This window comes from Corynebacterium sp. HMSC076C10 (genome assembly GCF_001812455.1).
Taxonomy (GTDB): Bacteria; Actinomycetota; Actinomycetes; order Mycobacteriales; family Mycobacteriaceae; genus Corynebacterium; species Corynebacterium jeikeium_D.
Genome location: NZ_KV809154.1, coordinates 1 through 25,976, shown reverse-complemented (window position 1 = coordinate 25,976; position 25,976 = coordinate 1). Strand labels below are relative to the sequence as shown.

Below are 25,976 nucleotides of genomic sequence, written 5' to 3'. Positions count from 1 at the left end.
ATTTTTGTATGTGCGCTTTAACGAGTTAATATGCCTTGTACCAAGACACGGTCTGGTTGAGGCGAGTGCGCATCTAAACCGGATTTCTGTCTATGGGGATGTCGTATAGTGGCTAATACCTCAGCCTTCCAAGCTGAAGACGCGGGTTCGATTCCCGTCATCCCCTCCATGTAACCGGGAGCATTGCTCCCGGTTTTTGTTTTTCCGAGCCGATGTCCGGGGCCAGAAATTCTTCTGCCCTCTGTTCAGGATCCAGTGCCGCGGGTACTCTGGGCACCATGAAGCCCACCATTATCGATGCCGATACTGGACACGAACTATGGACCGCGGTCGAATGCGCTGCTTTTTCCGGCACCGCACGTGGCACTTTCACCAGCTACGCTGGCCGCAAGAAGGCTCCCGAGCCCGTCGCGAAGCTTCATGGGTTGACCCTGTGGGATTCCGAAGAAGTTCGCGCATGGCACGCCAATCGAAAGAGCCGCACCAAGCGCACCGACTCCGCCGAGTCATAGATACCTACCCATACCCAATCTTTTCCTGGTTCCCGAGCTGCCTCTGTCGCACAGAGATGTCAGCTCGGGAACTTTTTGCGCTCTACGTGCGTTATTTCAAGTAATTACTAGCAATACTCGCAGTTTCCTTTTGGAGGCCTAGCCCATGGGGGCTTTAATCCTGATCGCTATCACCGTCGGCGGTGCGATTATCATCGCGTCGATGGCTCAAAACCGCTCTAACAGGGCATTTGATGCCCGCCAGAACAATCAATTGGAAGACGCCGTCGCAGACGCCCGCCGTTGGATTGAGCGGCTGGGCTCACAGGTGCTGAATCTCGCTGGCACCGATTCGGCTTCCACGCAGGCTCTTGCCGACGCATCCGAGCGTTACAACGCCGCATCCTCGCAGATTTCTACTGCTCGGACCCCGGCACAGGCCCGAATGGCGCGCGAATCGGCGCTGGAGGGCCTGCACTACATCAATGCTGCTCGCGAAATTATGGGCCTGCCGGCGGGGCCGACACTGCCACCGCTGGAGGGGCAGAAGGCCGCTGGTTCTGTGACCGAAACTCGCACCATTGAGCACGAAGGCCACTCGGTTACCGCCTCGCCATACGCCACCCCGGAAACTCCGAACTACTACCCCGGCGGCCGTGTCGCTGGCCGTCCGGTTCCAGCCGGTTGGTACTCCGAGCCCTGGTGGAAGTCCGCGCTCCGCACCGGTGTCTGGACCGCTGGCTCGATGCTGCTGTTCTCTACTCTCTTCCACGGTATGGCCGGTGTTGCCTACGGCGCTGATGAGTTCGCCAGCGGCATGGGCACCGGTGCTGACGACTTCGGCGGCACCGAGGACTTTGGTTCCGATGACTTCGGTGGAGACGACTTCGGTGGCGATGACCTTGGCGGCGACTTCGGTGGCGGCGCTGCCGATGCTGGTGACGCAGGCGACGGCGGTGGCTTCTTCGACGGCCTCTTCGGCGGCGACGGTGGCAACGACGGTGGCGGATTCTTCGACGGCGGATTCGACGGTTTCGATATTTAGAAGAAGTCCGGCGCCGCTATTTCGCTCAATTCGCAAAAGGGTCGACAGTGGCGTCTGTCTGGGGCCGATACTCAATCTTTCTGGCGGCCAATCGACCAGCTTCCTCGCCAAGGATGCTGCTAATTAAAGCAACAGCCATATCCATACCTGCTGCGACCCCTGATGAGCTCCACCGATTACCGTCTTCGACCCATCGGGCTTCTTTCACCCACATCACTTCGTTTCCGAACGACGTGGCCCAATCAAAAGCCAACTTATTACTAGTTGCCCGCTTTCCTTCAAGTAGCCCAGCCGCAGCAAGCAGCGCCGAACCCGTGCAGACCGACGCCACTAACCGCGCCTGGGATCCGATGCGCTTAAGCCACTCCAAAAACTCTGCATCTTCAACTAGTGTTCTGCTCCCTGCTCCACCGGGCACCAGGAGAATATCGACTGCCTCAAGTTCAGCGATGCAGCGCGTGGCGATAACCTGCGCCCCCTGAGCGCTGGTTATCGGACCAGCAATGTTGGCGACATATTCGACCTCAATCTCTGGGACATGGCCAAAAAGGCCAACCGGTCCAAATACATCCAAGAGCTCGAACCCGGGGAATAGCACAACAGTTACTCGGCGATGCGCTTCTGGAATTGTCATACGACAATTCATACTCCGCCTATATATAAAAATGGTCTGGTTCCAGAGTTTTCTGGAACCAGACCATTTTATTCCTATCAACAGATAGCGAACAACAACCCTTTAAGCCTCTGGTAGCTCCGGAGCAACGCCAGTCTTTTCGTACTCTGCCAGGATGTCAATGCGGCGCTGGTGGCGCTCCTCCTCGCTCCACGGCTGGGAGACGAAAGCATCGACGATGGCCAGGGCCTCCTCCTCAGAGTGCATACGACCGCCGAGGCCAATCAGCTGAGCATTGTTGTGCTCGCGGGCGAGCTTTGCGGTCTCCACCGACCAAGCCAGCGCACAACGAGCGCCCTTGACCTTGTTAGCGGCAATCTGCTCGCCGTTGCCGGAACCGCCGAGCACGATGCCCAGGCTGCCCGGATCAGCGACGGTACGGGACGCCGCCTCAATGCAGAATGCTGGGTAGTCATCTGCAGGGTCGTAGGTGTGAGCGCCGCAGTCAACGACGTCGTGGCCAGCCTTCTCCAGGTGGGCCTTAATCAGGTTCTTCATCTCAAAACCGGCGTGGTCTGCACCAAGGTAAATACGCATGGCAGCAAGTTTAGCGGTTCCCACGGATTCCACGGCGTCTGCACCCGTTTTAGGTATTGCTTGACGACGTCTCCTGCGCAGCCGAATAGGGTGAAAAGTGACTGTATTTGCGTTTCAGCACGTCTTCGAAACCGGAAATTGGGTGCTTTTACCGTGTCTCCTGCGCCGCAAGCTCACTTCCAAGTCGATCCTGAAGCCCATGGCTCCCATGGGAATCATCACGCACCGGTGGTGCGAACGGTTCGGCATGACATCAACAAGAAACCATTTATCGTCATTTGGGAGGTCACGCGGGCTTGTGGCTTAGTCTGCAAGCACTGCCGTGCAGATGCACAGCACGAGCCGCATCCTCACCAGCTTTCGACCACCGAGGGCAAGATGCTGCTGGAGACCTTGGCGTCGTATAGCAAGCCGAAGCCGCTTGTAGTGCTCACCGGCGGTGATCCTTTTGAGCGTGATGACCTGGAAGAATTGGTGCGATTCGGCACGGAGCAGGGCCTGAATATGTCGCTATCTCCATCGGTGACGCCGCGGCTCACGCCAGAGCGGATTCAGTCACTGCGTGAGGCCGGTGGCAAGGCGATGTCGATGTCGCTCGATGGCGCGACTGCCCAGACCCATGACAAGTTCCGCGGGTTTTCGGGCACTTTTGAAAAGACGCTCGAGATGGCTCCGCACATCAACGAGGCCGGTTACCGGCTGCAGATTAACTCGACCCTGACCAAGGGAAATATTCATGAGGCGCCAGCACTGCTGAAGACCGTCATGGAGATGCAGGCCAAGATGTGGTACGTCTTTTTCCTCGTTCCCACAGGTCGCGGTGCGGATTTGGGCGCATTGTCACCGGAGGAACGCGAGGACGTTCTGCACTGGTTGTCTGATGTCTCCAACCGAATTGCCATTAAGACAACGGAGGCGCCGCAGTATCGGCGCGTCGTCATGCAGCAGGAGGAAGCGAAGGAAAAGGGGCTGCCACCCTATGAGGGCGGCGAGCTCTACCGTTACTTGACCGAGGAAACGACAAAGCTGCTCGGTGCTGTGCCGGAAAAACCACGCCGCCCGCGCTCCCCCATGGCCGTCAATTCCGGGTCAGGTTTTGCCTTCATTGACCACATCGGCGACGTCTACCCCAATGGTTTCCTGCCGCTTCACTGCGGAAATGTGAAGGCCACGCCATTCCAGGAAATCTATTCGAACTCGCCGGCGTTCAAGGCCCTTCGCGATCCGGACAATTGGCACGGCAAGTGCAGCGTCTGTGAATACCACAGCGTATGCGGTGGGTCCCGCTCGACTGCGTACGCGTTGACCGGGGATTACACGGCATCCGATCCGACATGCATCTACATCCCACCACGGTGGGCTGCCATGAGCGAAGAAGAACGGCAGGCCTCTACCGGGCAAAATGCTGGCGTCGGGGCGGGTCAGCCCTCTTAGCTACATGCCCTAGCCGCTAAAGCTTTCTTAGTCGAAGCGCGGGCTCTCAGTGCGGGAGCGCTTAATTTCGAAGAAGTACGGGTAGCTGGCGACGGCAACCGCGCCATCAAAAATCTTGCCCGCTTCTTCACCGCGTGGGATGCGGGTCAGCACCGGGCCGAAGAAGGCAACGTCGTTGAGCTTGACCACCGGAGTGCCGACGTCGTTGCCGACCTCCTTCATGGCCTCTGCGTGGTTTTCACGCATGAGCTCATCAAACTCCGTAGTCAGGGCCTGGGCCAGGCGCTCTTCCGGCAGACCAACCTCTGCGAGGGCTTCCTTAATCAGCTCGTCGAATGCGTGCTCCGGCTCGTCGACATGCGCGTGGCGATCGATGCGGTTTTCGTTGTGGACCTTCGTGCCCAGCGCGGTGTAAAGCTTGTCGACGGCCTCCTGGCCATCCTGGGAGAACACGGCGTTGAACAGGCGTGCCGGGGTCCAGTTGCACTGCATCATGAACTTGTAATCTTCCGGCAGTTCATCGCGGCCTTCATTGAGCACCGACAGGCTCATCGGCTTCCACTCGATCTCGATGTCGCGGACCTTTTCGACTTCCTTAATCCAGCGCGACGTCACCCAGCAAAACGGGCAGGAAACGTCGAAGTAAAAAGTGACCTTGTCTCGATTGCTCATGTGAAAGTCCTCCTAAAGCATTGATTGACTTATCAACGACTATAGGGCGGAATTTTTCGGCTTGCATTCATGTTTTCCGCGCTCACTCAGAATCCTTCTCAAATCCGGGGTCGTGGTTACACTTGTCGCATGACTTCCACGAACCTAACCAGGACCGAGGCTGCCGACCGTGCGGCCATGCTCGAGGTGTCCCACTACGACATCTCTCTCGATCTCACCACCGCACCTGTCGGTGGGCCGCACAGCGCACCAACATTCGCTTCCAAGACCACAATTTCTCTGACGGCGAAGCGCGCTGGTTCCACCTTTATTGATCTGCGTGATGCGGTTGTTAAGAGTGTGACCATCGACGGCGTCGATGCCACGGAGGCTGCTCACTATGCCAGCGAGACCGGCATTAACCTGGACCTGACCGACGGTGACCACACCATCGTTATCGACGCGGACTGCCGTTACACCAACAACGGCCAGGGAATTCACCGCTTCCAGGATCCTGCCGACGGCGAAACATACCTGTACTCGCAGTTTGAAACTGCCGACGCCAAGCGCGTGTTCGCCTGCTTTGACCAGCCGGATTTGAAGGCGACGTATTCAATCCACGTCGTGGCACCGAAGGGCTGGAAGGTTATTTCCAACTCGGTGGCCAAGACCGGCGCCACCACCGATGTCCACGGCAATGAGGCCGATACCTTCGACTTCTCGGTGGATGTTCCCCTGTCGACGTATCTCATCGCAGTCTGTGCGGGTCCATGGTACGAGGTCGCTGACTCGTGGACCGGCACTGTCGCACCGCACCCGGAAACCCCTGCCGAACACCAGCCGGAGGGCGAGCTGACCATTCCACTGGGGCTCTACTGCCGCCAGTCCATCGCCGAGTACCTCGACGCTGACACTCTGTTCAAGGAGACCAAGGAGGGCTTCGACTTCTACGCCAAACATTTCGGCGAGCCCTACCCGTTCGGTAAGTACGACCAGATCTTCTGCCCGGAGTACAACATGGGCGCGATGGAAAACGCCGGCTGTGTGACCATCCGCGACGAGTACGTCTTCCGCTCCAAGCCCACCCATTACCTCTACGAACGCCGCAACGACACCATCCTGCATGAGATGGCTCACATGTGGTTCGGCGATCTGGTCACCATGCAGTGGTGGGATGACCTCTGGCTCAATGAGTCCTTCGCCACCTGGTCGGCCGCCGCCGCTCAGGTCGAGGTTTCCGATTACAGCCACGCTTGGACCACTTTCGCCAACGTCGAAAAGGCCTGGGCCTACAAGCAAGATCAGCTACCGTCGACGCACCCGATTGCCGCCGACGCCAGCGACATTGACACCGTCGAGCAGAACTTCGACGGCATCACCTACGCCAAGGGCGCGTCCACCCTCAAGCAGCTGGCCGCCTACGTTGGTCAGGATGCTTTCCTCGCCGGTGCTCGTATGCACTTTGCCCGTCACCGCTTTGGCAATGCCACCTTCGCGGACCTGCTGGACGCGCTCTCCGAGGCTTCCGGTCGCGATCTGTCTGGCTGGGCCGATCAGTGGCTGACCACCACCGGTATCACCACCCTGGCGCCAGAGTTCCATCAAGAGGACGGCAAGTACACCTCCTTCGCAGTCACGCAGGAAGGCGCCGAGCCGGGTGCCGGTGAACTCCGTGATCACCGAATCGCAGTGGGCATCTACAACCTGCGCGGCACCGGCGCGGACGCTGTACTTGAGCGCACCAAGCGCGTCGAAATCGACGTCCGCGGTGCCCGCACCGATGTCCCAGAACTTGTCGACACACCAGTTGGCGACGTCGTGCTGGTTAACGACGACGACCTCACCTACAGCATGATTCGCCTGGACGAGGGCTCGCTTGCCACCGTCATCGACAACATCGGCGCTTTCACCGATTCGATGGCACGCACACTGTGCTGGTCCGCCAGCTGGCAGATGGTTCGCGCAGGCCAGATGCGCGCTCGCGACTTCGTCAGCCTGGTGCTCCGCGGCATCCCGGGCGAGAACAAGCTCTCCGTCCTGGAGCGCGTCATCGCTCAGGCGGTCAGCGCCGTCAACGTCTACGCCGATCCGCAGTGGGCAGAGTCCACCGGCCGCGATCTGCTGGCTCAGGGTCTGTTGGACTACGCGAAGAAGGAAACCGACGCCGACCGCGCCCTGGTTTTCGTTAACGCTCTGGCTACCGTGGGCTCGTCGAATAGCGACGTCGTGGACGCACTGCGCGCCATCTACGCCGGCGACGCCGCCAAGGCTGGCTTCCCCGCTGTCACTGTCGACACCGACATGCAGTGGCGCGCCTTGAAGGCTCTGGTTTCCGCTGGTCTCGAAGGCGAGGAGGCCATCGCAGAGCTTGAAAAGACCGACAATTCAGCACTCGGCGCGCAGGCCGCCATCGCCTGCCGCGCCTCCGTGCCGACGCTCGCCAACAAGGCCCGCGTCTGGGCTGAGGCGACTGTCTCCGGCGACGACGCCCCGTCGAACCTTGTCATTCGCCACCTGCTGGCCGGCTTCAACGCGCCGGGCTCGGGTGCGGTGCTCGCGCAGGCGCTTGACGACGACTCCCGTGTCACCATCAACGCGGTGCAGTCGGCAACCTCGCTGTCGGAGCACTTCTTCGCTGTTGCCAACAGCTGGTGGAAGCAGTTCTCCTCCGAGACGGCCCAGACTCTCCTCGAGGGCTTCTACCCCACTTGGGAGATCAGCGAGTCGGCAATCGCGGCCGCTCAGCGCCTGCTCGACAGCGAGGAGACTGCGTCGCCGGTCAAGCGCATCATTTCTGAGCAGCAGTTCCTGGTGAAGCTCGCTCTCCGCGCCCGCGAGTTCGACGCGAAGTAACAAGTGATTTCGGCCGGCACTTTGGCCGTTATCGTTTTCGTGGCATCAAGTCGATAGACTTGGTGCCATGACAACTTCTCAGACGCTCTTTGACTCCGTCGGCGGCGAGGATGTCTTCAATCGCATCGTCCATGGTTTTTACACGCGCATGCGTTCCGATGACCTCATCGGCCCGATGTACCCCAGCGATGACTGGGAGGGCGCCGAGGATCGACTACGTATGTTTCTCGTCCAGTACTGGGGCGGGCCGCACACCTACAGCGAACAGCGTGGTCATCCGCGCCTGCGCATGCGCCACATGCCGTTTTCCATCGGCGAGGCCGAACGCGACCGCTGGCTGGAAATCATGAGCGCCTCACTCGCAGATATTTCCGATGACGAGCTCCCCCGCCCCCAGCGCGAAGCCATGTGGAACCACATGGTGCAGGTTGCTGACATGCTCATCAACCGCTTCGACGCGCAGTAGGAATTAGGCCCTGCGCCGCTAGTTCAGCAGCGGCAGCACGCCAAAGGACTCGAGCGTAAAGATCGAGCCAAACCGCCCATCCAGCCGGTGCCACCGTCCCTTTGTGGACACGCGCACCGGCTCTTTTTCATCCGGTTGCTCGGGGATGAAGCCCATCGTGCACAGCGCAAACACGTCCCGCATGGTCACGTCCACGACGCTTTTCGACGTCGCCTGCGACTGCCCCTCCCCTGTATCAACAGTGGCTTCACCGGTACCGCCGCTGACAGTGAGAACCTTTTGGTCCAGCAGAGACGGTGGCATGCCCATCGGGCCGGAAGATTCGACGGCGACCGCGCGCCCCTGCTTCTCGAGAGTCCGGAAAGCAGTCGCTGGAACATAGTCGACAACCTGCCATCCTTCCGGCACTGGCAGGAATCCCGGCCAGGAGGACGCCGACTGCGCATGCACGCGGTATGGCATCGCGGTGAGCGAAGCTTCTTTCTCCTCTTCGTCCTCAGCAGTTTTTGCCTGCGCAAAGGCACGCACTGCGATGTCTTTAATCTCCGCGGCGGTGACGATGATGTCGTCGGGAAGCGCGTGCAGCGCAATCGTGCGCATGGCGAGCGGGCCGATTGGGGTCTTCACCCATACCTGCGACATTGCGGGCGCAGCGTTAGGTGCCGACGAGGAACTGATACCAGCGGCGGCGGTCTTACGTGCTCGGATGCGTAGCAACGTGCTCTCGTCGAGGGCGTAGGCCTTATGGGCCAGGACGCCCAGGTTCTTCAGGGCATCGGGAGTGCCGAAGGTCAGCTCGGCAGCGGGATGAGAAGTGGTCACGGCGAATTACTTGTCCTGGTCTTCCTTGTTGTCTTCGATTGCGGGAGCTGCAAAACGCTCCAGTTCACGGCGGGCAGACGGGGAGAGCTCGACTGCCTTCGCAGTCTTGAGATCAAACATCACCATCACGGTTTCGAGCACAGCAACGATGTGATCATGCTGGTCGGAGATTGTCTGGCGAAGTGTGAAAGAGGTGCGACCGAAGTTGATAATCTCGGTCTCAACCACAACTTCCTGGGTGTCCGGCAAAATAGCGCGGACGTAGTCAATCTCCAGGCGACGCACCACTGCCGCAGGCATCCCTGCCCCGCCGCCGAGACCGCGCATCACAAAGTCCAGACGAGCCTGCTGGGCGTATTCCAGGAAAGCGGTGTTGTTGGCGTGGCCATACTGATCGAAATCAGACCAGCGGATAGCGACGTTGGTACGAAATGGTGCTGATTCAGTCATACCCAGAACTATAGGCGTTTTCTGGAGCTACGATCCTGCGAAAAACGCGAAAGCCCGGAACCTGTGCACTGGTGCGAGCCAGTCCACAAGGTTCCGGACTTTGCCGTTGGCAAAAATCAGATTCGCGAGAAACAGATTAGCGAGTCAGGCGACGGTGAGTGACGCGCGACGGGCGTGCAGCCTCCTCGCCGTAACGCTCAATCTTGTTCTTCTCGTAGCCCTCGAAGTTGCCCTCGAACCAGAACCACTTGCCCTCTTCGAAGTTGCCTTCCCATGCGAGGATGTGGGTACAGGTGCGGTCCAGGAACCAACGGTCGTGGGAAATGACCACGGCACAGCCCGGGAAGTTCTGCAGTGCGTTTTCCAGCGAAGACAGGGTTTCGACGTCAAGGTCGTTAGTCGGCTCATCCAGGAGGATCAGGTTACCGCCCTGCTTCAGGGTCAGCGCGAGGTTCAGACGGTTGCGCTCACCACCGGAAAGAACCTTCGACGGCTTCTGCTGGTCCGCACCCTTGAAACCGAATGCAGACAGGTACGCACGAGACGGCATCTCGTTCTGGCCGACCACGATGTAGTCGAGACCATCAGAGACGACCTCCCAGACGGTCTTTTCCGGATCGATGTTTTCACGACCCTGGTCAACGTAGCTGAGCTGAACAGTCTGACCGACCTTGACCTCACCGGAATCCGGCTGCTCCAGACCCACGATGGTCTTGAACAGGGTGGACTTACCCACACCGTTCGGGCCAATCACACCGACGATGCCGTTACGCGGCAGGGTGAACGACAGGTCCTTAATCAGGACGCGGCCATCAAAGCCCTTCTCCAGGTCCTTGACCTCAACAACCTGGTTACCCAGGCGCGGCGGGGTCGGAATCTGGATTTCTTCGAAGTCGAGCTTCTTGTACTGCTCGGCTTCCTCCACCATCTGCTCGTAGCGCTCCAGACGGGCCTTGTTCTTGGCCTGGCGAGCCTTCTGACCCGAGCGGACCCACGCCAGCTCGTCCTTCAGGCGCTTCTGCAGCTTGGCGTCCTTCTTACCTGCAACCTCGAGGCGCTCAGCCTTCTTCTCCAGGTAAGTCGAGTAATTGCCCTCGTACGGGTAGAGCTTGCCGCGGTCGACCTCACAGATCCAGCCAGCGACGTGATCCAGGAAGTAACGGTCGTGGGTCACGGCCAGGACGGCACCCGGGTACTTAGCCAGGTGCTGCTCGAGCCACAGCACAGACTCGGCGTCCAGGTGGTTAGTCGGCTCGTCGAGAAGCAGCAGGTCCGGCTCGGAGAGCAGCAGCTTTGCCAGTGCTACACGACGACGCTCACCACCGGAGAGGTGAGTAACCGGCTCGTCCGCCGGCGGGCAGCGAAGCGCATCCATTGCCTGCTCAATCTTGGAATCCAGCTCCCAAGCATCAGCGGCGTCGAGCTCCTCCTGGAGCTTGCCCATTTCTTCCATGAGCTCGTCGGTGTAATTGGTGGCCATCTCCTCGGCGATGGCTTCAAAACGAGCCTTCTTCTCGAAGATGTCGCCGAGGCCCTCCTCGACGTTGCCGCGAACGGTCTTCTCCTCATTCAGCGGAGGCTCCTGCAGCAGGATGCCGACAGTGGCGCCCGGCTCCAGGAAAGCTTCACCGTTACTCGGCTGATCAAGGCCAGCCATAATCTTCAGAATCGACGACTTACCTGCGCCGTTCGGACCGACCACGCCGATCTTTGCGCCCGGGTAAAACGCCATGGTGACGTTGTCGAGAATAACCTTATCGCCGTGCGCCTTGCGCACGTTTTTCATCTGGTAGATGAACTCACCCATGGTGGAATTTCGTCCCCTCGTAGAAAGGAAATAAGCAATCCCTGTAGAGGTTACGCATAGGAACCAAAAGGCACAATCTACATGGGCGTACCCGCAATCCTTTCCCACCAAAATCTCTGCCAGGCTCCTAGCAAAACTAGCTGCGAGATAACGCTGCCGAATCGTATGCGATCCCTCCCCTTTCTCAGCAGCGTCACCTCACGTGCAGTAATTACCCCTCCCCTCTTTCCGCTCTTTCAGCGGCTCCCCCTCATTCCGCTCTACAACGATGTACTGGCTCCTGGGTTAGAACGGCGCACTGACTCCTGCATCAGCCATTTCTCGCTGCTCCGAACTAGCTGCACCTGTGTTCCCCGCCTCACCAGCGCCGCCCGTACTAGCAGTGAAGGTGCGCACGGCCCCGGCCTGAGACGCAACTGTCTCAGTAACCGAAGCTTCCGAATCCCCAGTCGATGCCTCACCAAGACCAGTCGGCGACTCATGCGGCTTCTCAGTCATAGTCTTCACCGTTGCCAGGTGACGGCGCAGATTCGGCCCCACCGCCTTGGCAATGATCTTCTGGCGCTGATGCTTCGTACCATCATCGCCCTCCCAGCGATCCGTACGAACGTGACCGTGGACAATGACGGCTTGGCCCTTCCACACCGTGTTATTCACGTTCTCGGCGAGCTTGCCCCAACATTCAACATCAAAATATGACGTCTCCGACTGCTCCCAACCATTCTCCCCCTTCCATGACTTGCTGGATGCCACAGAAAACTTGCAGACCTTTGCCCCAGAATTGGTATTTCGATTTTCCACATGATGGACCACATTGCCCACCACGGTAATAACTGCCTCAGACATCGGGCTCCTCCCCCAAAGAAAGCGTTTACCTACTGCGGCCGAATAATTCGAAGGTGTCTCATTCGTGCCGTGCCATTTACTTTTCCGGCTTCGAGAAACAAATGAAAGAGGTACATAAAAAGCCTGTGGATAAGTTTGTCGAAAAGACAACTATCCACAGGCTACGTATGAAGTTGAGGGGCGAAGTCGCGGCAATCCTCGTCGTCAAGCATGCAAAATCAGCTTAACGACGCTACCTTCCGCGCCTCTTCGAGGCATCGATCGGATTATCCATGTGCACCGGATGCTGCGCGTCAACCTCCGAGGTGTAGTAATCGCGCTCATCCTCGCCACCAACACCGACCTGCTGGCTCATGCGAGCGAGCATTTCGTTGTAAGCGGCCAACTCCTCATCATTGTTGCGGTCTGCGACGCGGTCGTAGCGGGCTGCATCCTTTTCATCGGAACGCCGCCACTGTACAAACAGCGCAACGGTGACGATGTAGAGCGGAACCTCACCGGCAGCCCACGCGACGGCACCACCAACGTTCTGATCTTCCAGGAGATTCACTGCCCAAGGGAGATCCAGGCTGGCGTAGTAGGCCTCGGCAAGCACCTGCTGCGACTGCATCAGCGAAATACCGAACCAAGCGTGGAACGGCAACGAACCCATCAGCGTGACCAGCTTGACCGACGGCTCAATCTGCTGTGGTGCAGCATCGACACCGATAATGACCCAGTAGAAGATGTAACCGGAGATCAAGAAGTGGATGTTCATGAACACGTGGCCCGCGTGCTCATCAGCCAGGAAGTCGTAAATCGGTGTCATGTAGAGCAGGTAAAAGCCCGCGACGAACTGCACCGTTGCCACAACCGGGTGCGTGAGGAAACGCGACACCGGGTTGTTGATGAAGACCACCAGCCACTCACGAATACCAGGCAGACCATCGCGGCCGGCCGGCTTCAGCGCACGCAGCGCGAGCGTAACTGGGCCGCCCAGGACCAGCATGACCGGAATGCCCATGGAGTAAAGCATGTGGGCGATCATGTGAACCGAGAACAGAGCCGGCATGTACACGCCCAGCGCGCTGCACGAAGTAAACAGCAGCGTGGCACAGCCGGCGAGCCACCACAGGGTGTTGGACAGCGGCCAGGTACCGCCGCGCTTCTTCAGCAAGTAGAGCCAGTACAAGTAAATCCACGCGGCAATGATGGCGGCAGAGCCGAAGAAGATGTCAAAGCGCCACTGCGTGAACATGGCCTCCCAACCGAATGGGATCTCCAGGTTGTAACCTAGCTTGACCTGCATCTGCGTAATCGACGGCAGGCCCTCACCGCCGGCCTGCTCAGAGAAATTCGGTGGCGGCGGAGTACGGCCCAGAGCTACGGCAACGCCGATTGTCAGCGCCATGATGATGACCTCGACAATGGCCAGACGCCAGAATGGACGATTCGACTGAGCGCGCTCAATCTCCGGAATGGTGATCTTGCGGTGCACATAGCCGCATAGGCCCAGCAAGATAGTGAGAACGGCCTTGACCAGCACCATGATGCCGTAGTTGTTGCTGACCAGGTCAGACCAGTCAATGTTGATGGCTGCGTTAATGAAGCCGGAGGCAGACATGGCGATGAAAGCCACCAACGCCACGAAAGAATAGCGCTTCACTACCTCTGGCATCCATTCACCGCGACGACGCGCGTGGCCAACCAGCGCCATCAAACCGCCGACCCAAAACACAGTGAAGGTCAAGTGCCAGATGTAGGAGTTAGTGCCGTAGTCATGGGCACCACCGGAGGCATTGTGGCTTACAACCGCCAGCGGCATCATCGACACCAAGCTGATGGCGAAGAACACCGGCTGCCAAATCCACTTACGAGTCAGCGATGAACCAAGCGCCACAATGCCCGCAAAAATAGCTACCCACAGCCACGCCAAGCCCTCCTTGGTCTGCTCCAACGACACAGCCCAGTTACTCAGCTGAATCGTCGTCGACAGCGGCTGGCCCGACACATCGGAGAGCACCAGCGGAATCTCCATCAGCGCCATGAGGCCCCAGCCGAGCATGGCCCACATACCCGTGCGGGATGCCGTGTAGCCGTCGAGGCCCAAAGTGCCGTCGGCACGCTGCTTCGTACCGAAAGCGGCGAGCATAAACGAACCGACACCGAGGCAGGCGAGCAGCTCACCGGCCGCCTTCGCGAACGGGAACCCGAAGGTGGTGATTGTGCCGGGATCGGGAATACCCAACGTGGCGCGCGAATCCATGTTGAACGCCATCGAGAGCAAACCAGCTAGAACGCCGCCGATAAGTACAAAAACAACGTACCAACCAGCAGATTTACGGACTTTCTTATCCTTGCTAACAGGCGGAGAGGTCTCGGCCTTGGTCGTGGCAGTCATAGCCCTAAGCTTAGCGACCAAAGTCCCTAGAACAGAACCGGTTGTGATTGGCTACATTAGAGACGCTACAATGCTTTTCTTAGCTAGCCTCCATAGCTCAGTGGACAGAGCAGTCGGCTTCTACCCGATTGGTCGAGGGTTCGAATCCTTCTGGGGGCGCAAAAATAACCCGCCTGAACTGGTTTTATACCAGCATCAGGCGGGTTTTTACTTCTTAGTTCTTCTTGTTATCCGCAGGATCCGGGCGCAAGTAACGGTCGACCATGTCGACGACCTCTTCGACAGATTTCTTGTCTAGCGCCGCGTCTTTGCCATCCGGGCGCCACACCAGCACCATCGTCTGAATCAGACGGTAAATGTTGCGCGCCAGCAGATATGGATCGTGCTCGCGAATAGTGCCGTCTTCCTGCCCGTGACGGACACCGGGGAGAATGAATTTCTCCACAATTTCCAGCTGTGTATCGCTCATCTCTCCAGTGAGCGCTTCTAAGACACGGTCGGGATCTGTCTTGACCAGGCCAGGGAAAAAGTCACTTTCGATGATGCGTTGAACGACGATTCGAATACGCAGCAACATGCGAGCGCGCGAATCGCCAGGGACATAGCGGAGCCCCTCAAGCATGTGCAGGATTTCGCGGTTGGTCACTTCCCCCAGAAGCTCACCAATGTCAGCGTATCGACGATATACGGTCGGACGCGAAACTCCTGCCTTGCGAGCAATTTCTGCAATCGAAGTCCTACGCAAGCCCACAGTCATTACGCTTTCGCGCGCAGCGGCAATGATGACATCATCGACGGATGGTTTCTGTGCCGCGGTGGTGCTTTGAGCAGCGTCGCCAACACGCCTCGTCTCATCCATGTAACTATTTCTCCCGTTGGAATCCGAACTCAGAAGTAATTTTATCAGGCAAATAGGTCGATTTAGTTCATGCCCCGTTGTCAAATTCTAAGATCTTACTTTCCAGTTAATTTCGTTTCCCCCACAATTCGCTCCACAAACCACACGGCAATCCACACGCCCGACCACAGCACAATCCACATCGCTAAGCTGGGCGTAGTCAGCGTGTGCCCCCACAGCCCAGTCCGGGCACAAAATAAGGCGCACTGCAGAATCATGCCGAATCTCAGCGAAAGGTGAAATCATGGCTCAGCCCGATCCCGACCTCCAGCTCTCCCCTGAGCTCGACCGCATCGTGTGGATTGACTGTGAGATGACGGGCCTCGAACCCGAGCGCCACGTCATTGTCGAAATCGCGGCTCTCGTCACCGACGCCAACCTCAACGTCCTCGGGGAAGGCGTGGACATCGTCGTGCACGCGTCCGAGACCGAATTGGCGCAGATGGACGACTTCGTCACCAAGATGCATGCGAAGTCCGGCCTGGATCAGGAAATTCGCGACAGCAAGACTAATGTCGCCGACGCCGAACAGGCTGTTTTGGACTACATCCGTCAGTGGGTTACCGAGCCGCGCACCGCTCCGCTGGCAGGCAACTCGATTGCCTCAGATCGCAAGTTCATCCACCGCTACATGCCAGAGCTCGACCAGTACCTGCACTACCGCATGATTGATGTGTCTTCCTTCAAGGAACTGGCCCGCCGCTGGTACCCCCAGGTCCTCAAGGGCGCTCCAGAAAAGGGTCTCGCTCACCGAGCTCTTGCAGATATCAAGGAGTCGATCCGCGAGTTGGACTACTACCGCCGCGCCATGCTTCTGCCCCACCCCGGCCCCGAAGGCGACACTATTTCTGCCGCAAGCAAGGAATCGACGGAAAAGTACGGTGAGATTCGCGGCTAGCTCGCTTTACGACGACCCAAACCCCATCCTTTCCCAAATTTGTCCGGGTTGACCTGCTGTTTTTGTTTCCAGCCCACTGTGGGCTACCATATAGTTCGCTGCAGAGATGAGCTGAGATTACAGCTCCTTTAATGCGGTAATGGTGACTGTAGTTCAGTTGGTAGAGCACCAGGTTGTGATCCTGGGTGTCGCGGGTTCGAGTCCCGTCAGTCACCCCAAGTAGAACCCTCGGCCAGGTTTTTCCGGGCCGAGGGTTTTTGTGTTTCCGCCCGGCGCGTCGCCGGGGTGGGCCTTTTTGCTGCTAAGTCCCCCCCATAGTCACTACCGAGTAGCCACCAAGCCTGCATCCGCGGACTGCAGCTTGCCGTCAACCATCTCCACGATTCGGTCGGCACCGTGAAGCTGCCCCAGGTCGTGGGTGATGCACAGGGTGGCCACACCCATCTTCCGCGTCACATCCATAATCAGTCGCGTCACCGCCCCTGCACTCTTCTGATCCAAAGCCGCGGTCGGTTCGTCGACCAGCAGCACTTCCGGCTCATTCATCAGTGCGCGCGCAACATTGACGCGTGCCTGCTGACCACCGGAAAGCTGGCTCACGCGACGGTTTCCCAGCCCAGTCAGGCCGACTGCCTCTAGCAGCTCATCCGCGCGCTTCTCCGCTTCACGACGGCCACCCGCCGGCCACCCGAAAACACGGCCCAGTCGCCGCATTGCGATGAGCTGCTGCTTAACCGTCAGCGCTGGCAGAAGATTCGGCTGCTGGAAAACGATGCCGATGTGTTCGCGACGAATCTTGGCAGCATCCGCGCCTCGAGCGCTCAGATCAATGGCCTTCCTTTCCGCACTCTCGTCCGCGCCTGCACCGTTCGCGTCCTGCTTGTTGGAGTACAGCGTGACATGTCCGGTATCGGCACTCTTCAAACAACCTGCGATGGTCAACAGAGTCGACTTGCCGGAACCCGATGGTCCGACCAGTCCCACTACCTCGCCTGCCCGGATCTTCAGCGAGATGTCATCCAAAATGGTGCGTTTGTTGTCGCCATCTTGGACGGTCAGCGAGATGTTCTTCAGAGCGAGTGCCACGGGAGCCTGGTTGTCGATGTAGGTAGTCATTTTGTCCTCAATTCCTCAATTCCTCAGTTGCAGGTTGTGCATGATTAACGCGATGTGAGTGTTCTGTGGGAAGCCGCCGTGCTAGGCCGTACTAACGAGCCACTACGCATTCGCCAATGCGGTGGTCGGATCGACGCGGAATACCGGCACCAGTGCCAGCAGCGCACCAACTACGCCGGTCACGGCCAGAATGAGCCCCGGCACGACGGTCGTGGAAGCATCGACCACAATTGGCATGACGTCGCCGCTCTGCAGAGCCCAGCCCGCCGCTGCAGTCACCGCAACACCGCCGCCGACTCCGATTGCCAGCACGGCCAGGACCTGCGCCAGAGAGTCAGCCACCAGCACGGAGCGGGACGCACCGAGCGCCGAGGAAATGGCCACACCACGCAGTCGTTGAACAGTCCACACTGTGAAGAACGCGCCTACCACCAGCGCAGAAATCACATACAGCATCGAGGTCATCGCGTTCAGCGAGGTCTGCTCGCCCTGATAGGAAGCCGACAGGTTATTGCGCTCGCCGTCGCGCAGAATTGTTCCTTCCGGGACATTCGGCAGCTGCGTCGCAGACTCGTCGACAACCATCGCCGCCGGCACCATCTGCCCCGGTGTCAGGTCTTCCATCACACCGCGCCCGGCATAAATGACCGCTTGGTGGTCCAACCACTTATCCCCCGCCACGCGCGCAACGGTGGCCTCGTGCTCGCCCATCGCACCAGACAGGGTCAGCGAGTCACCTTCCGCAATGGCGGTTTCACCGACACCGTCGGTGACGGCCACCTGGTCGTCGTTAAGCGAAAAGTCGGAGATGACGGTGACGGGCGTTTCATCGACGCGCGCACGACTGACGTAGACATCGCGGACGTTTGCGCCGTTGTCGCTCGCCCACGTCTGGACGCTCTTTCGCGCCGTCTCGCCGATGCTTGACGACGACAACGACGTAGCCCCCTCCGAGATGACGACGGCGTCGTTTTTGCCGTAGACCTCGTCAAGTGCGGAGACGGACTGGGCTGACAGTCCGGCAGCCAAAGCCGAGAGGAACGTGACCATCACAGCAATCATGCCGACGGTGATGGTGATCAGTGCGGCACGGCCTGGAGCGGCTCGAAGTTCTTTCATTGACTGGTACATACTCATTATGGTCGTGGATTCAAAGGCGGATTTAATCGCCAGGGAGGTTGAACTTCGTCTCCAACTTTCGGTTGATGTTGACAATTCCGGCTTGTCAGCGGTGTTTTGGCAGGCGGAACTGCCCTAAGCTCGAGAGCGTGGATACTCCTGAGACCCTGAACCGCAGCTGGCAATTACTGCGGTTTGCCCTGGATGTTTTGGTGCTGGTGCTGCTGGCGGTATGCGTGGTTCCGGATCCGCAGTGGCGAATCATCACCTATGCGGCGTGCTTTCTAGCGGTGTACATCGCAGGTTCGGTCGGGCCGATTGGTCGGGCTCGGCATGGCAACGTAGCCAACGAGGTCGCGCTGACTAAGCCGCGTGGCCTGCTGTTGGGCTGGCTTGTGATTCTGCTGCTGTGCTGGGCGGCGTTGGCGTTTGCAACGCTGGACGCCTCGTTCCTGGTTTTCCCACTATTTTTCGTAATTTTGCAGGTAACCGGCGGCCTTATGGCCGTAATCATGGTGGCGGCGACAACTGCGACGGCAATCGGTGCTATCGCCGTCCACACTCCGCTGACATTTGGTGGTGTCCTCGGCCCCATTCTGGGTGGGACGTTTGTACTCACGGTGGGGCTGGGGTTCCGGCTCCTGCAGAAGGAGACTATCGAAAAGACCAAGGCGCTGGAGGAGCTCTCAGCCGCCCGCGCCCACTCGGAAGCACTGTCCCGTCGTGCCGGTGAGCTGGACGAACGCGCACGCCTCGCAGCGGATATTCATGACACCGTGGCGCAGGGACTTTCCTCCATCCAGCTGTTGCTGCATTCGGTGGAGTCCCGCATGAAAAGTGCTCCCACTCAGCATGACCAGGCCTCGGTGGATTCGCTACAGCTCGCCCGCAAGGTTGCGGCCGACAATCTCGCCGAGACCCGGCGCATCATCGCAGCACTTCAGCCGGCTCCCCTCGAAGGCGCAGACCTATCCGGTGCGTTGGAGAAAGTCTGCTCCTCCACGGTGCTGGGCGATGCTGTCAGCTTCTGCGTCGACGGCACACCCACGCGGCTGCCGGCCACCGTCGAAGCCACCATCATCAGGGTGGCCCAGGCGAGCTTGGCGAACGTCGTCAAGCATGCACACGCCACGCGTTGCCGTGTCACCCTGACCTACCAGCCCGACGAGATTCTGCTCGACTGCGTCGACAACGGCATCGGCTTCGACCCCACCGCACCAACTAACGACGACAGCGTGGGGATCGCCAACGCGCGCCGACGCGTGGAGAAGCTCGGCGGCACCTTCACCATCGAGTCGGAACCGGGGCGTGGCTGCGGTGTCAGCGTCAGCATCCCGCACGAGCTCACCCCTTAAGGCCCCGCCTGGTAAGCAGGTAGGAAACGACCATTCACATCACCCTAGGAGTTAGCCAGGTGACCAAGCCCATCGGAGTCCTCATCGCTGACGATCACCCCATCGTCCGCGCTGGTCTTCGCGCAGTCGTTGAATCGGCGCCGGATATCGTCGTGGTTGGCGAGGCGGCCAGCGGCGACGAGGCGGTCGAGAAGGTGCGCGCATCGCTTGACGACGACTCTTGCGACCCCATCGATCTGGTACTCATGGACCTTCGCTTTGGTGAGGCCCCTGGCACTGCTACCCGCGCAGGCGGAGTTGATGCCACCGCAGCCATCCGCGCACTGGCCGGGCGCGGCGCAAAGGCCCCAGAAGTGTTGGTGGTGACCAATTATTCTTCGGACTCCGATGTGCTCGGCGCTGTCACCGCAGGCGCAGTTGGTTATCTGCTGAAGGATGCCGCTCCGGAGGAGCTCATCGATGGTATCCGTCGTGCCGTTCGCGGCGAGACCGTGCTGAACACACAAGTGGCCGGGCGCTTGATGGGTCGGATGCGCAACCCCAATACAGCACTAACCCCGCGCGAACTCGAAGTGCTCGAGTTGGTCGCGCGGGGTATGTCGAATAGAAAAATTGCAGAACAGCTGGTGCTCACCGAAGCGACTGTGAAATCGCATCTGGTACATATTTTCACCAAGCTAGACGTCAGCTCCCGCACCGCGGCTGTTGCTCGGGCGCAGGAGCTGGGAATGTTGGGTGATTAGGAAACGGACTAACCCGCGTGGCTTAAATGATGGCCTCACTTAGAGGACATGGACTACCAAGAGCTGGTCTCGTCGGCGTTGCCCTTCTTCCAGGTCTCCCACGGGATGTTCCAGTCACCGAGTCCATCAACACCGGAGAGCGTCTCACCAATCGTATTCTTCACAATCACGATGTCACCGCGCTTAGTGTTGTCCAGGAACCACTTAGCGTTGGCGTCAGTGACGTTGATGCAGCCGTGAGACTGGTTGACGCTGCCCTGTGCCCACGTTGACCACGGTGCACCGTGGACGTAGATACCGGAGTAAGACATCTGCGTTGCATAGTTAACCGGCGTGACGTAGCCACCGTTTTCCAGAGACAGGCCGTAGGTACGAGAGTCCATCACCATGGTCTCGTTGCGATCACCGATGATGTACTGGCCATTCGGAGTCGGGTGAACATTCGACCCCATAGAGATAGGCATGGAGTTTACGACTTCACCGTTCCTCTTAATGACCATGGTCTTCGTCGCGTCATCAGCGATAGCAATGACTTCATCACCGATAGTGAAGCTGGTTTCGGCGGACTCCGCACCGTACATATCGTCACCAAGATCCGTGCCGTAAATATCGGACTTCACGGTAACCTTGGTCCCCGGCTTCCAGTACTCCTTTGGACGCCAGCGCACCTCACTGTTATTCAGCCAGTAGAAAGCGCCTTCCACCTTAGGCTCGGTGGTCACCTTAATTGCTTCCTCAGCAGCCTTGCGGTCCGAAATACTCGCGCTGAATTTCACAGCAATAGTCTGACCGACACCCACGGTGGAACCATCCAGCGGGGACAGGTAACCATTTACCTGAGAAGTCGGCTCGACGGTGGTGAAAGAAGTAGCCAGCTTTTCTGTGCCCGAGGTGGCGTTAATCTCATAGGTCTTTGAGTAGCCCAGGGGTTCTGCAGTGGTCCACTTGGTACCACTGGAGTCGAGCTTGCCCTTGACCTCTTTGCCCTCAGGGTTGGTCATAACAACCTTGTCCAGGCGATGTCCCTCTTCCACCTGAACCGAAATCGGGTCAACCACCGAAACATCGGTGGCGTCGTCCTTCACACTGGCGACAAGACCAACGTCTGGCTTCTCCGCCTCTTGCTGCTCGGCATTATCTCCGCCGACGGTACAAGCAGCTAGCGAGATGGTGGTCGCAAATGTCACCACCGCCATCGACAGGCGCTTAAAAGATTGCCGCATGATCGTGCTTCACTCCAACAGTGCAATTATTAAGTAGTAAGTCCCGGGGACACACTGCGACACACAGCGGAGTCCTGCTACAGCCCCTGGTGCGCCCTCGAAAAAGGTCAGACTGCCCTGCAGCGGCACTAGCCACCGATAAAACGCTCGCCCTAACTGAAAAGCCTTATTGACTGCCCAATCGCAGTCATCAACCCCTCACAGGGCGCAGCACGCAAAGTAGCCCAACGGTTCCTACAGTTAACCCTCTGGAAAATTGCTGTGCAACCCCAAAAAACCGGGGCACTTCAACCGACCTGGGAAAACAGCGCCCCCTTGAAGCTGCGTTACCGAAAAGTAATCAGTTCGCTATTCAAAAGTGCCACCGGACGCTTCCGGACGTTACTGAACACTGTCGAACGTAACTCCGACATCTATGCACACTCCCAACGTCGATGGCATTGATACAGGCCCTACCCCACTTTGAGGATTTCCAAACTTTTTTTGAACTTTTTTCAAACGGTTGCGCAAAACCTTTCAAAAAACATGCAAAAACATCAATTCAAAAACAGCATCTGACCAGCCGATTTTACAAACAATCAGAAACCTGGTTATATATCTTCTCGTTGCCGGCGAGGAGCTCACACAGAGAGCACCAAGCAGGAAACAGTAAGCGCCATTAGCTCAACTGGCAGAGCAGCTGACTCTTAATCAGCGGGTTCGGGGTTCGAGTCCCTGATGGCGCACAATACAGACCGGGAAGGTAGAAATACCCTCCCGGTCTTTTTGTTGCATAACAAGCGTAGGCGCCAACTTGCAACCCTCGCTCGCACCCCACGCCTGACTCAAACAAGGGTTAGATACGCAAAAGCGCACGACCCCAGGCAACCACCCGAAGCGCGTGCGCTAATTACCGAAAAACTATTTAGCAGCAGTCTCAATCATCTCGCGAATGCGGTCAATTTCCTTGCTGCGATTGCGGTTGCGACGAATGCCCATTGCGATGCCACCAACAACAAGTGCGGCAACGACGCCCAGTGCTGCCTGCACCTTCGGCTCATTCAGAGCATCGAAAACACGGGTCTTTGCGTCATCCGCAACGTTCTTCGGATTCGTTCGCACGGTTAGCTCATCCAGAGTACGGGCGAGCTGGTTACGGTTACGCTCAATATCGCGCTGGATATCTTCAATGCTGCGAGCCACGTAAACTCCCTAAAAAGTTGAATATCTAAAGTGATTGTTCGCCTAAAAGACTAACACTTCCACTACAGCAACGTGGGCGAGCACGGGGAAAAACTCAACGCATTGCTTCAGAGTCGACACGCACCGCTCCAGAGTCGATACGATGAAGCCATGACTACTTCTTCCTCCAGCGACAAAGAATACGGCCAGAACAACATCCGTCTGGAAGCTGGCGACCCTGCCCCAGCGTTTACTCTTCTCAACGACGCCGAAGAGCAGGTTTCTCTGTCGGACTACGCGGGCAAGCCCGTGCTGATTTACTTCTACCCGCGGGCCAACACCCCAGGTTGCACCACTGAGGCATGCGACTTCCGCGATGAATCCGCTGCCCTGAACGATGCCGGCATTCCTGTCGTAGGTATTTCTCCGGACAAGCCGGCGAAACTCGCAAAGTTCCGCGAGGACCACGGCTTAAACTTCACCCTTCTGTCCGATCCGGACAAGGAAACCATGACCGCATTCGGCGCTTTCGGCGAGAAGAAGAACTACGGCAAGATTGTCCAGGGCGTCATCCGCTCGACTTTCCTGGTTAATGCCGAAGGAGAAATTGAAAAGGCCTGGTACAACGTTCGCGCCAAGGGGCACGTCCAGCGCGTACTGCGTGACTTGGGCGTGGAATCACAGGCTTCCGAAAGCTAACTAGCCGCAAGGCCTACTTTGACCCTGGCCCCAAACTCTCCTCCCACATCATCCCGATTAGACGGTTTCGTAGTAGTGACTCAATCCCAGGACGCACCGAATATTCTTCGTCCCCGTCGCACTCCGGCTCAGCAACGCAGCCGAGAGCGGTACGCACGCATGCTCAGCTCGGCACGCACAGTGCTCATCGAGCACGGGTTTGAGTCTTTCACTTTCGACGAAGTCGCTCGCATCGCAGATATCCCCATTGGCACGCTCTACCAATTCTTCGCAAACAAGTATGTGATGATCTGCGAGCTCGACCGTCAGGACACCGAGGCCGTCATCGAGGAAGTCTCACGCTTCGGCGAAACAGTCCCCACCTTGAAATGGCCGGAGTTTCTCTCGGAGTTCATCGATCACCTGGCAAAACTCTGGCGCGAGGACGTTTCCAGAAGAGCCGTATGGCTGGCTGTTCAATCAACGCCCGCCACACGCGCAACCGCAGAAGATACGAAGTCACGCCTGGTCACCGAGATTTCAAAGGTGCTGCGCCCGCTGGTGCCGTCGTCAAGCGATGCGGAACTGAACTTCATCTCCGACCTCATGATTAACGCCACGTACGCCCTGCTGAATTATGCGGTGGACCATCCGGGAAGCGATGCTGAGCGGGAAGCTCATTACGAGCTGACGGTGCAGGAAATCAAACGCATGACAATCTCTTATCTCATGAGCGTCGCGGAGGCCGCAGACTAGATGTGATGTCCAGGGACGTTGTTCTGGCCCCCGCCCGTAATGACACCGTGCCGATTCAAGAAGTATCTGTCCAGACCGCTTGCCATTGAAGGCGAGCCTGTCAAGCTGTTTGTGTGTGGGGCTTTCGGGTAAGTGTTTTATAGGTAGTTTGTGAATCGTTCGGGATAGGCCACTGCCATCTGGTTTATGGCTTGTTTCCAGTTGGTGACCTTGCTGCCTTCGATGAGTCTTCCGCTGGTAGCCGCAGCTTTCTTGCCCTGTTTCGCGCGTTTGGCCGCGCGTTTATCCTCGATATTGCAGATCATCAACCACAGCGTCTTAATCGCAGAATCGTCATTGGTAAACTGCACACGGTTACGGGTGGCTTTACGCAGCTCGTTATTCATCGACTCAATCGAGTTTGTCGTATAGATAACCTTCCTGGCCATCGGCGGGAACTGCAGAAACGGCACGAAACGATCCCACGCATCCGTCCAGACCTTGACTGATTGGGGATATTTCTGGCCCAGTTCTGAGTCGGCGAATTCCTCCAGCGCTGCCTTGGCGGTTGTTTCATCCGGGGCGGTGTAGACCTTCTTCAACGACGCAGATACTGCCTTGCGATCACCGTAGGCTACCCACCGGTTTGCTGCCCGAATCAAATGCACCACACAGGTCTGGACCATCGAATCCGGCCACGTTGCTTCCACCGCTTCCGGCAGGCCTTTCAAACCATCGCAGCAGACAATAAACACGTCCTGGACTCCACGGCTTGCCAGGTTCGCGCACACATGAGCCCAGAAGGAGGCGCCTTCTTCTTTCGCCAACCAGATACCCAGGATGTGTTTGATACCGTCCATATCCACGCCGATAACCAAATAGGCGGACTTGTTGACTACGCGTCCACCGTCGCGGACTTTAATCCGCAGCGCGTCAAGAAATATTACTGGGTAAAACTCGTCTAGCTGCCGGTTTTGCCAGATCATGACCTCATCTAGCACCGCATCAGTTACCGCGGAAATCGTCTCGTGAGAGATATCAACTCTCATCGCTGTGGCCATATGATGCTGGATATCGCGCACTGTCATGCCACCGGCATACAAGCTAATGATCATGTCATCGACATCAGTCAACCGGCGTGAGCCTTTGGGCACCATGGTCGGCAAAAATGTGCCCTGGCGATCGCGTGGGACGGTGACATCGACCGGGCCGTAGTTCGAATCAACCTTTTTGACATACGAACCATTGCGGTAATTATCGCCACCACCAGCCGATTTGGCCTCCCGGTCGCCTTTGGAATAGCCCAAATGAGCATCCATTTCGGCTTCTAGCCCGCGGGTGACCGAGGCCTGCAAGAGCCCGCGCACCAAATCATTCGCGTCGGTCGCGGTGGTTCCCAGCTCGTCAATTAGCTTGGCTATCTCGGGGTTTGCCAGCAGTCTTTGCTCGATCGCTTTAATCTTCGCGGAATCTTCTGGATCTCGTTTCGCCACAGAATCCATTATGGTTTATCTCCTTCATGTAAGGGAAACCCCTCACACACAAACCATTAGACACTCTCTTGAAGGCATGTTAGAGTTTGGGGCATGTCGAGT

The 25,976-nt window shown here is 58.1% G+C and carries 24 protein-coding genes and 4 tRNA genes; 14 read left to right on the top strand and 14 right to left on the bottom strand.

What is annotated here, in order from left to right:
• Nucleotides 1–94: 94 nt before the first annotated feature.
• From HMPREF2857_RS08540 to HMPREF2857_RS08530, 3 genes are all read left to right on the top strand, one after another.
• Nucleotides 95–169: transfer RNA gene (locus HMPREF2857_RS08540), tRNA-Gly, on the top strand.
• A 109-nt stretch (nt 170–278) separates the two neighbouring features.
• Nucleotides 279–512 carry a hypothetical protein gene (locus HMPREF2857_RS08535; RefSeq protein WP_040361601.1) on the top strand — a complete coding sequence of 78 codons (234 nt, stop codon included), beginning with the start codon at nt 279–281 and terminating at the stop codon, nt 510–512.
• 145 nt (nt 513–657) lie between these two features.
• A complete protein-coding gene (locus HMPREF2857_RS08530) occupies nt 658–1,536 on the top strand; it encodes a hypothetical protein (protein WP_070643645.1) in 879 nt (292 codons plus the stop codon).
• A gap of 25 nt (nt 1,537–1,561) precedes the next feature.
• On the opposite strand, the gene HMPREF2857_RS08525 is transcribed toward HMPREF2857_RS08530, so the two are convergent.
• Together HMPREF2857_RS08525 and HMPREF2857_RS08520 are read right to left on the bottom strand one after the other, a co-directional pair.
• Nucleotides 1,562–2,170, bottom strand: a complete 609-nt coding sequence (locus HMPREF2857_RS08525) for a DJ-1/PfpI family protein (RefSeq protein WP_070643642.1) — start codon at nt 2,168–2,170, stop codon at nt 1,562–1,564.
• 102 nt (nt 2,171–2,272) lie between these two features.
• Nucleotides 2,273–2,746 carry a ribose-5-phosphate isomerase gene (locus HMPREF2857_RS08520; RefSeq protein ID WP_005511109.1) on the bottom strand — a complete coding sequence of 158 codons (474 nt, stop codon included), beginning with the start codon at nt 2,744–2,746 and terminating at the stop codon, nt 2,273–2,275.
• Nucleotides 2,747–2,974: 228 nt separating this feature from the next.
• Between HMPREF2857_RS08520 and HMPREF2857_RS08515 the strand changes: the two genes are divergently transcribed.
• Complete coding sequence (locus HMPREF2857_RS08515; protein WP_070643639.1) at nt 2,975–4,180, top strand: TIGR04053 family radical SAM/SPASM domain-containing protein; 1,206 nt, start codon at nt 2,975–2,977, stop codon at nt 4,178–4,180.
• A 27-nt stretch (nt 4,181–4,207) separates the two neighbouring features.
• Here HMPREF2857_RS08515 and HMPREF2857_RS08510 read toward each other — a convergent pair whose 3' ends face one another.
• Nucleotides 4,208–4,852 (bottom strand): mycothiol-dependent nitroreductase Rv2466c family protein, encoded by a 645-nt coding sequence (locus tag HMPREF2857_RS08510; protein ID WP_049189866.1) that lies wholly within the window; start codon nt 4,850–4,852, stop codon nt 4,208–4,210.
• A gap of 129 nt (nt 4,853–4,981) precedes the next feature.
• Here HMPREF2857_RS08510 and pepN point away from each other — a divergent pair, with 129 nt between their 5' ends.
• On the top strand, nt 4,982–7,684 hold the full coding sequence (gene pepN, locus HMPREF2857_RS08505; RefSeq protein WP_070643636.1) for an aminopeptidase N: 2,703 nt from the start codon (nt 4,982–4,984) through the stop codon (nt 7,682–7,684).
• 67 nt (nt 7,685–7,751) lie between these two features.
• A complete protein-coding gene (locus HMPREF2857_RS08500) occupies nt 7,752–8,150 on the top strand; it encodes a globin (RefSeq protein WP_016422288.1) in 399 nt (132 codons plus the stop codon).
• Between the two features lie 18 nt (nt 8,151–8,168).
• On the opposite strand, the gene HMPREF2857_RS08495 is transcribed toward HMPREF2857_RS08500, so the two are convergent.
• From HMPREF2857_RS08495 to HMPREF2857_RS08475, 5 genes are all read right to left on the bottom strand, one after another.
• Nucleotides 8,169–8,972, bottom strand: a complete 804-nt coding sequence (locus HMPREF2857_RS08495) for a DUF8185 domain-containing protein (protein WP_070566869.1) — start codon at nt 8,970–8,972, stop codon at nt 8,169–8,171.
• Between the two features lie 6 nt (nt 8,973–8,978).
• A complete protein-coding gene (locus tag HMPREF2857_RS08490) occupies nt 8,979–9,422 on the bottom strand; it encodes an acyl-CoA thioesterase (protein WP_016422286.1) in 444 nt (147 codons plus the stop codon).
• A 136-nt stretch (nt 9,423–9,558) separates the two neighbouring features.
• Entirely contained in the window at nt 9,559–11,229 is a 1,671-nt protein-coding gene (gene ettA / locus HMPREF2857_RS08485) for an energy-dependent translational throttle protein EttA (RefSeq protein ID WP_016422285.1), read from the bottom strand.
• A 285-nt stretch (nt 11,230–11,514) separates the two neighbouring features.
• The gene (locus HMPREF2857_RS08480) at nt 11,515–12,075 is read right to left on the bottom strand and encodes a single-stranded DNA-binding protein (protein WP_049189873.1); all 561 of its coding nucleotides are present in this window, start codon (nt 12,073–12,075) and stop codon (nt 11,515–11,517) included.
• A gap of 232 nt (nt 12,076–12,307) precedes the next feature.
• Nucleotides 12,308–14,455: a bifunctional copper resistance protein CopD/cytochrome c oxidase assembly protein gene (locus HMPREF2857_RS08475; RefSeq protein ID WP_049189874.1), complete on the bottom strand. Its 2,148-nt coding sequence runs from the start codon at nt 14,453–14,455 to the stop codon at nt 12,308–12,310.
• 86 nt (nt 14,456–14,541) lie between these two features.
• Between HMPREF2857_RS08475 and HMPREF2857_RS08470 the strand changes: the two genes are divergently transcribed.
• Nucleotides 14,542–14,614, top strand: a tRNA-Arg gene (locus HMPREF2857_RS08470).
• Nucleotides 14,615–14,669: 55 nt separating this feature from the next.
• Here the strand turns inward: HMPREF2857_RS08470 and HMPREF2857_RS08465 are convergent.
• Nucleotides 14,670–15,314: a TetR/AcrR family transcriptional regulator gene (locus HMPREF2857_RS08465; protein ID WP_070643634.1), complete on the bottom strand. Its 645-nt coding sequence runs from the start codon at nt 15,312–15,314 to the stop codon at nt 14,670–14,672.
• A 283-nt stretch (nt 15,315–15,597) separates the two neighbouring features.
• On the opposite strand from HMPREF2857_RS08465, the gene orn reads away from it, so the two are divergent.
• Together orn and HMPREF2857_RS08455 are read left to right on the top strand one after the other, a co-directional pair.
• Nucleotides 15,598–16,251, top strand: coding sequence for an oligoribonuclease (gene orn, locus HMPREF2857_RS08460; protein ID WP_070643631.1), 654 nt, complete (start codon nt 15,598–15,600; stop codon nt 16,249–16,251).
• Between the two features lie 142 nt (nt 16,252–16,393).
• Nucleotides 16,394–16,469 (top strand) — tRNA-His (locus HMPREF2857_RS08455).
• 103 nt (nt 16,470–16,572) lie between these two features.
• Here HMPREF2857_RS08455 and HMPREF2857_RS08450 read toward each other — a convergent pair.
• Together HMPREF2857_RS08450 and HMPREF2857_RS08445 are read right to left on the bottom strand one after the other, a co-directional pair.
• Nucleotides 16,573–17,367: an ABC transporter ATP-binding protein gene (locus HMPREF2857_RS08450; RefSeq protein ID WP_070643629.1), complete on the bottom strand. Its 795-nt coding sequence runs from the start codon at nt 17,365–17,367 to the stop codon at nt 16,573–16,575.
• Nucleotides 17,368–17,469: 102 nt separating this feature from the next.
• Complete coding sequence (locus HMPREF2857_RS08445; protein WP_083310546.1) at nt 17,470–18,486, bottom strand: FtsX-like permease family protein; 1,017 nt, start codon at nt 18,484–18,486, stop codon at nt 17,470–17,472.
• A 149-nt stretch (nt 18,487–18,635) separates the two neighbouring features.
• Between HMPREF2857_RS08445 and HMPREF2857_RS08440 the strand changes: the two genes are divergently transcribed.
• Both HMPREF2857_RS08440 and HMPREF2857_RS08435 read left to right on the top strand, forming a co-directional pair.
• A complete protein-coding gene (locus tag HMPREF2857_RS08440; protein WP_042388506.1) occupies nt 18,636–19,841 on the top strand; it encodes a sensor histidine kinase in 1,206 nt (401 codons plus the stop codon).
• A gap of 59 nt (nt 19,842–19,900) precedes the next feature.
• Entirely contained in the window at nt 19,901–20,584 is a 684-nt protein-coding gene (locus HMPREF2857_RS08435) for a LuxR C-terminal-related transcriptional regulator (RefSeq protein ID WP_083310544.1), read from the top strand.
• 53 nt (nt 20,585–20,637) lie between these two features.
• Here the strand turns inward: HMPREF2857_RS08435 and HMPREF2857_RS08430 are convergent, their stop codons facing one another.
• Nucleotides 20,638–21,807 carry a L,D-transpeptidase gene (locus HMPREF2857_RS08430; protein ID WP_049172917.1) on the bottom strand — a complete coding sequence of 390 codons (1,170 nt, stop codon included), beginning with the start codon at nt 21,805–21,807 and terminating at the stop codon, nt 20,638–20,640.
• A gap of 652 nt (nt 21,808–22,459) precedes the next feature.
• On the opposite strand from HMPREF2857_RS08430, the gene HMPREF2857_RS08425 reads away from it, so the two are divergent.
• Nucleotides 22,460–22,532, top strand: a tRNA-Lys gene (locus HMPREF2857_RS08425).
• 175 nt (nt 22,533–22,707) lie between these two features.
• Here HMPREF2857_RS08425 and HMPREF2857_RS08420 read toward each other — a convergent pair.
• Nucleotides 22,708–22,989 carry a DUF3618 domain-containing protein gene (locus HMPREF2857_RS08420; protein ID WP_038628049.1) on the bottom strand — a complete coding sequence of 94 codons (282 nt, stop codon included), beginning with the start codon at nt 22,987–22,989 and terminating at the stop codon, nt 22,708–22,710.
• Between the two features lie 150 nt (nt 22,990–23,139).
• On the opposite strand from HMPREF2857_RS08420, the gene bcp reads away from it, so the two are divergent.
• Together bcp and HMPREF2857_RS08410 are read left to right on the top strand one after the other, a co-directional pair.
• On the top strand, nt 23,140–23,667 hold the full coding sequence (gene bcp / locus HMPREF2857_RS08415) for a thioredoxin-dependent thiol peroxidase (protein WP_049172881.1): 528 nt from the start codon (nt 23,140–23,142) through the stop codon (nt 23,665–23,667).
• A 75-nt stretch (nt 23,668–23,742) separates the two neighbouring features.
• Nucleotides 23,743–24,402 (top strand): TetR/AcrR family transcriptional regulator, encoded by a 660-nt coding sequence (locus HMPREF2857_RS08410; RefSeq protein WP_049172878.1) that lies wholly within the window; start codon nt 23,743–23,745, stop codon nt 24,400–24,402.
• 137 nt (nt 24,403–24,539) lie between these two features.
• On the opposite strand, the gene HMPREF2857_RS08405 is transcribed toward HMPREF2857_RS08410, so the two are convergent.
• Nucleotides 24,540–25,883, bottom strand: a complete 1,344-nt coding sequence (locus HMPREF2857_RS08405; RefSeq protein WP_012360779.1) for an IS256 family transposase — start codon at nt 25,881–25,883, stop codon at nt 24,540–24,542.
• Between the last annotated feature and the right edge of the window lie 93 nt (nt 25,884–25,976).

Excerpts from the sequence above, each read along its gene's own strand:
- HMPREF2857_RS08535 (WP_040361601.1), top strand. The coding sequence starts at position 279 with ATGAAGCCCACCATTATCGATGCCGATACTGGACACGAACTATGGACC.
- HMPREF2857_RS08450 (WP_070643629.1), bottom strand. The coding sequence starts at position 17,367 with ATGACTACCTACATCGACAACCAGGCTCCCGTGGCACTCGCTCTGAAG.
- HMPREF2857_RS08480 (WP_049189873.1), bottom strand. The coding sequence starts at position 12,075 with ATGTCTGAGGCAGTTATTACCGTGGTGGGCAATGTGGTCCATCATGTG.
- orn (WP_070643631.1), top strand. The coding sequence starts at position 15,598 with ATGGCTCAGCCCGATCCCGACCTCCAGCTCTCCCCTGAGCTCGACCGC.
- HMPREF2857_RS08430 (WP_049172917.1), bottom strand. The coding sequence starts at position 21,807 with ATGCGGCAATCTTTTAAGCGCCTGTCGATGGCGGTGGTGACATTTGCG.
- pepN (WP_070643636.1), top strand. The coding sequence starts at position 4,982 with ATGACTTCCACGAACCTAACCAGGACCGAGGCTGCCGACCGTGCGGCC.
- HMPREF2857_RS08525 (WP_070643642.1), bottom strand. The coding sequence starts at position 2,170 with ATGACAATTCCAGAAGCGCATCGCCGAGTAACTGTTGTGCTATTCCCC.
- HMPREF2857_RS08465 (WP_070643634.1), bottom strand. The coding sequence starts at position 15,314 with ATGGATGAGACGAGGCGTGTTGGCGACGCTGCTCAAAGCACCACCGCG.
- ettA (WP_016422285.1), bottom strand. The coding sequence starts at position 11,229 with ATGGGTGAGTTCATCTACCAGATGAAAAACGTGCGCAAGGCGCACGGC.
- HMPREF2857_RS08490 (WP_016422286.1), bottom strand. The coding sequence starts at position 9,422 with ATGACTGAATCAGCACCATTTCGTACCAACGTCGCTATCCGCTGGTCT.
- HMPREF2857_RS08405 (WP_012360779.1), bottom strand. The coding sequence starts at position 25,883 with ATGGATTCTGTGGCGAAACGAGATCCAGAAGATTCCGCGAAGATTAAA.
- HMPREF2857_RS08530 (WP_070643645.1), top strand. The coding sequence starts at position 658 with ATGGGGGCTTTAATCCTGATCGCTATCACCGTCGGCGGTGCGATTATC.
- HMPREF2857_RS08475 (WP_049189874.1), bottom strand. The coding sequence starts at position 14,455 with ATGACTGCCACGACCAAGGCCGAGACCTCTCCGCCTGTTAGCAAGGAT.
- HMPREF2857_RS08445 (WP_083310546.1), bottom strand. The coding sequence starts at position 18,486 with ATGAAAGAACTTCGAGCCGCTCCAGGCCGTGCCGCACTGATCACCATC.
- HMPREF2857_RS08520 (WP_005511109.1), bottom strand. The coding sequence starts at position 2,746 with ATGCGTATTTACCTTGGTGCAGACCACGCCGGTTTTGAGATGAAGAAC.
- HMPREF2857_RS08510 (WP_049189866.1), bottom strand. The coding sequence starts at position 4,852 with ATGAGCAATCGAGACAAGGTCACTTTTTACTTCGACGTTTCCTGCCCG.
- HMPREF2857_RS08500 (WP_016422288.1), top strand. The coding sequence starts at position 7,752 with ATGACAACTTCTCAGACGCTCTTTGACTCCGTCGGCGGCGAGGATGTC.
- bcp (WP_049172881.1), top strand. The coding sequence starts at position 23,140 with ATGACTACTTCTTCCTCCAGCGACAAAGAATACGGCCAGAACAACATC.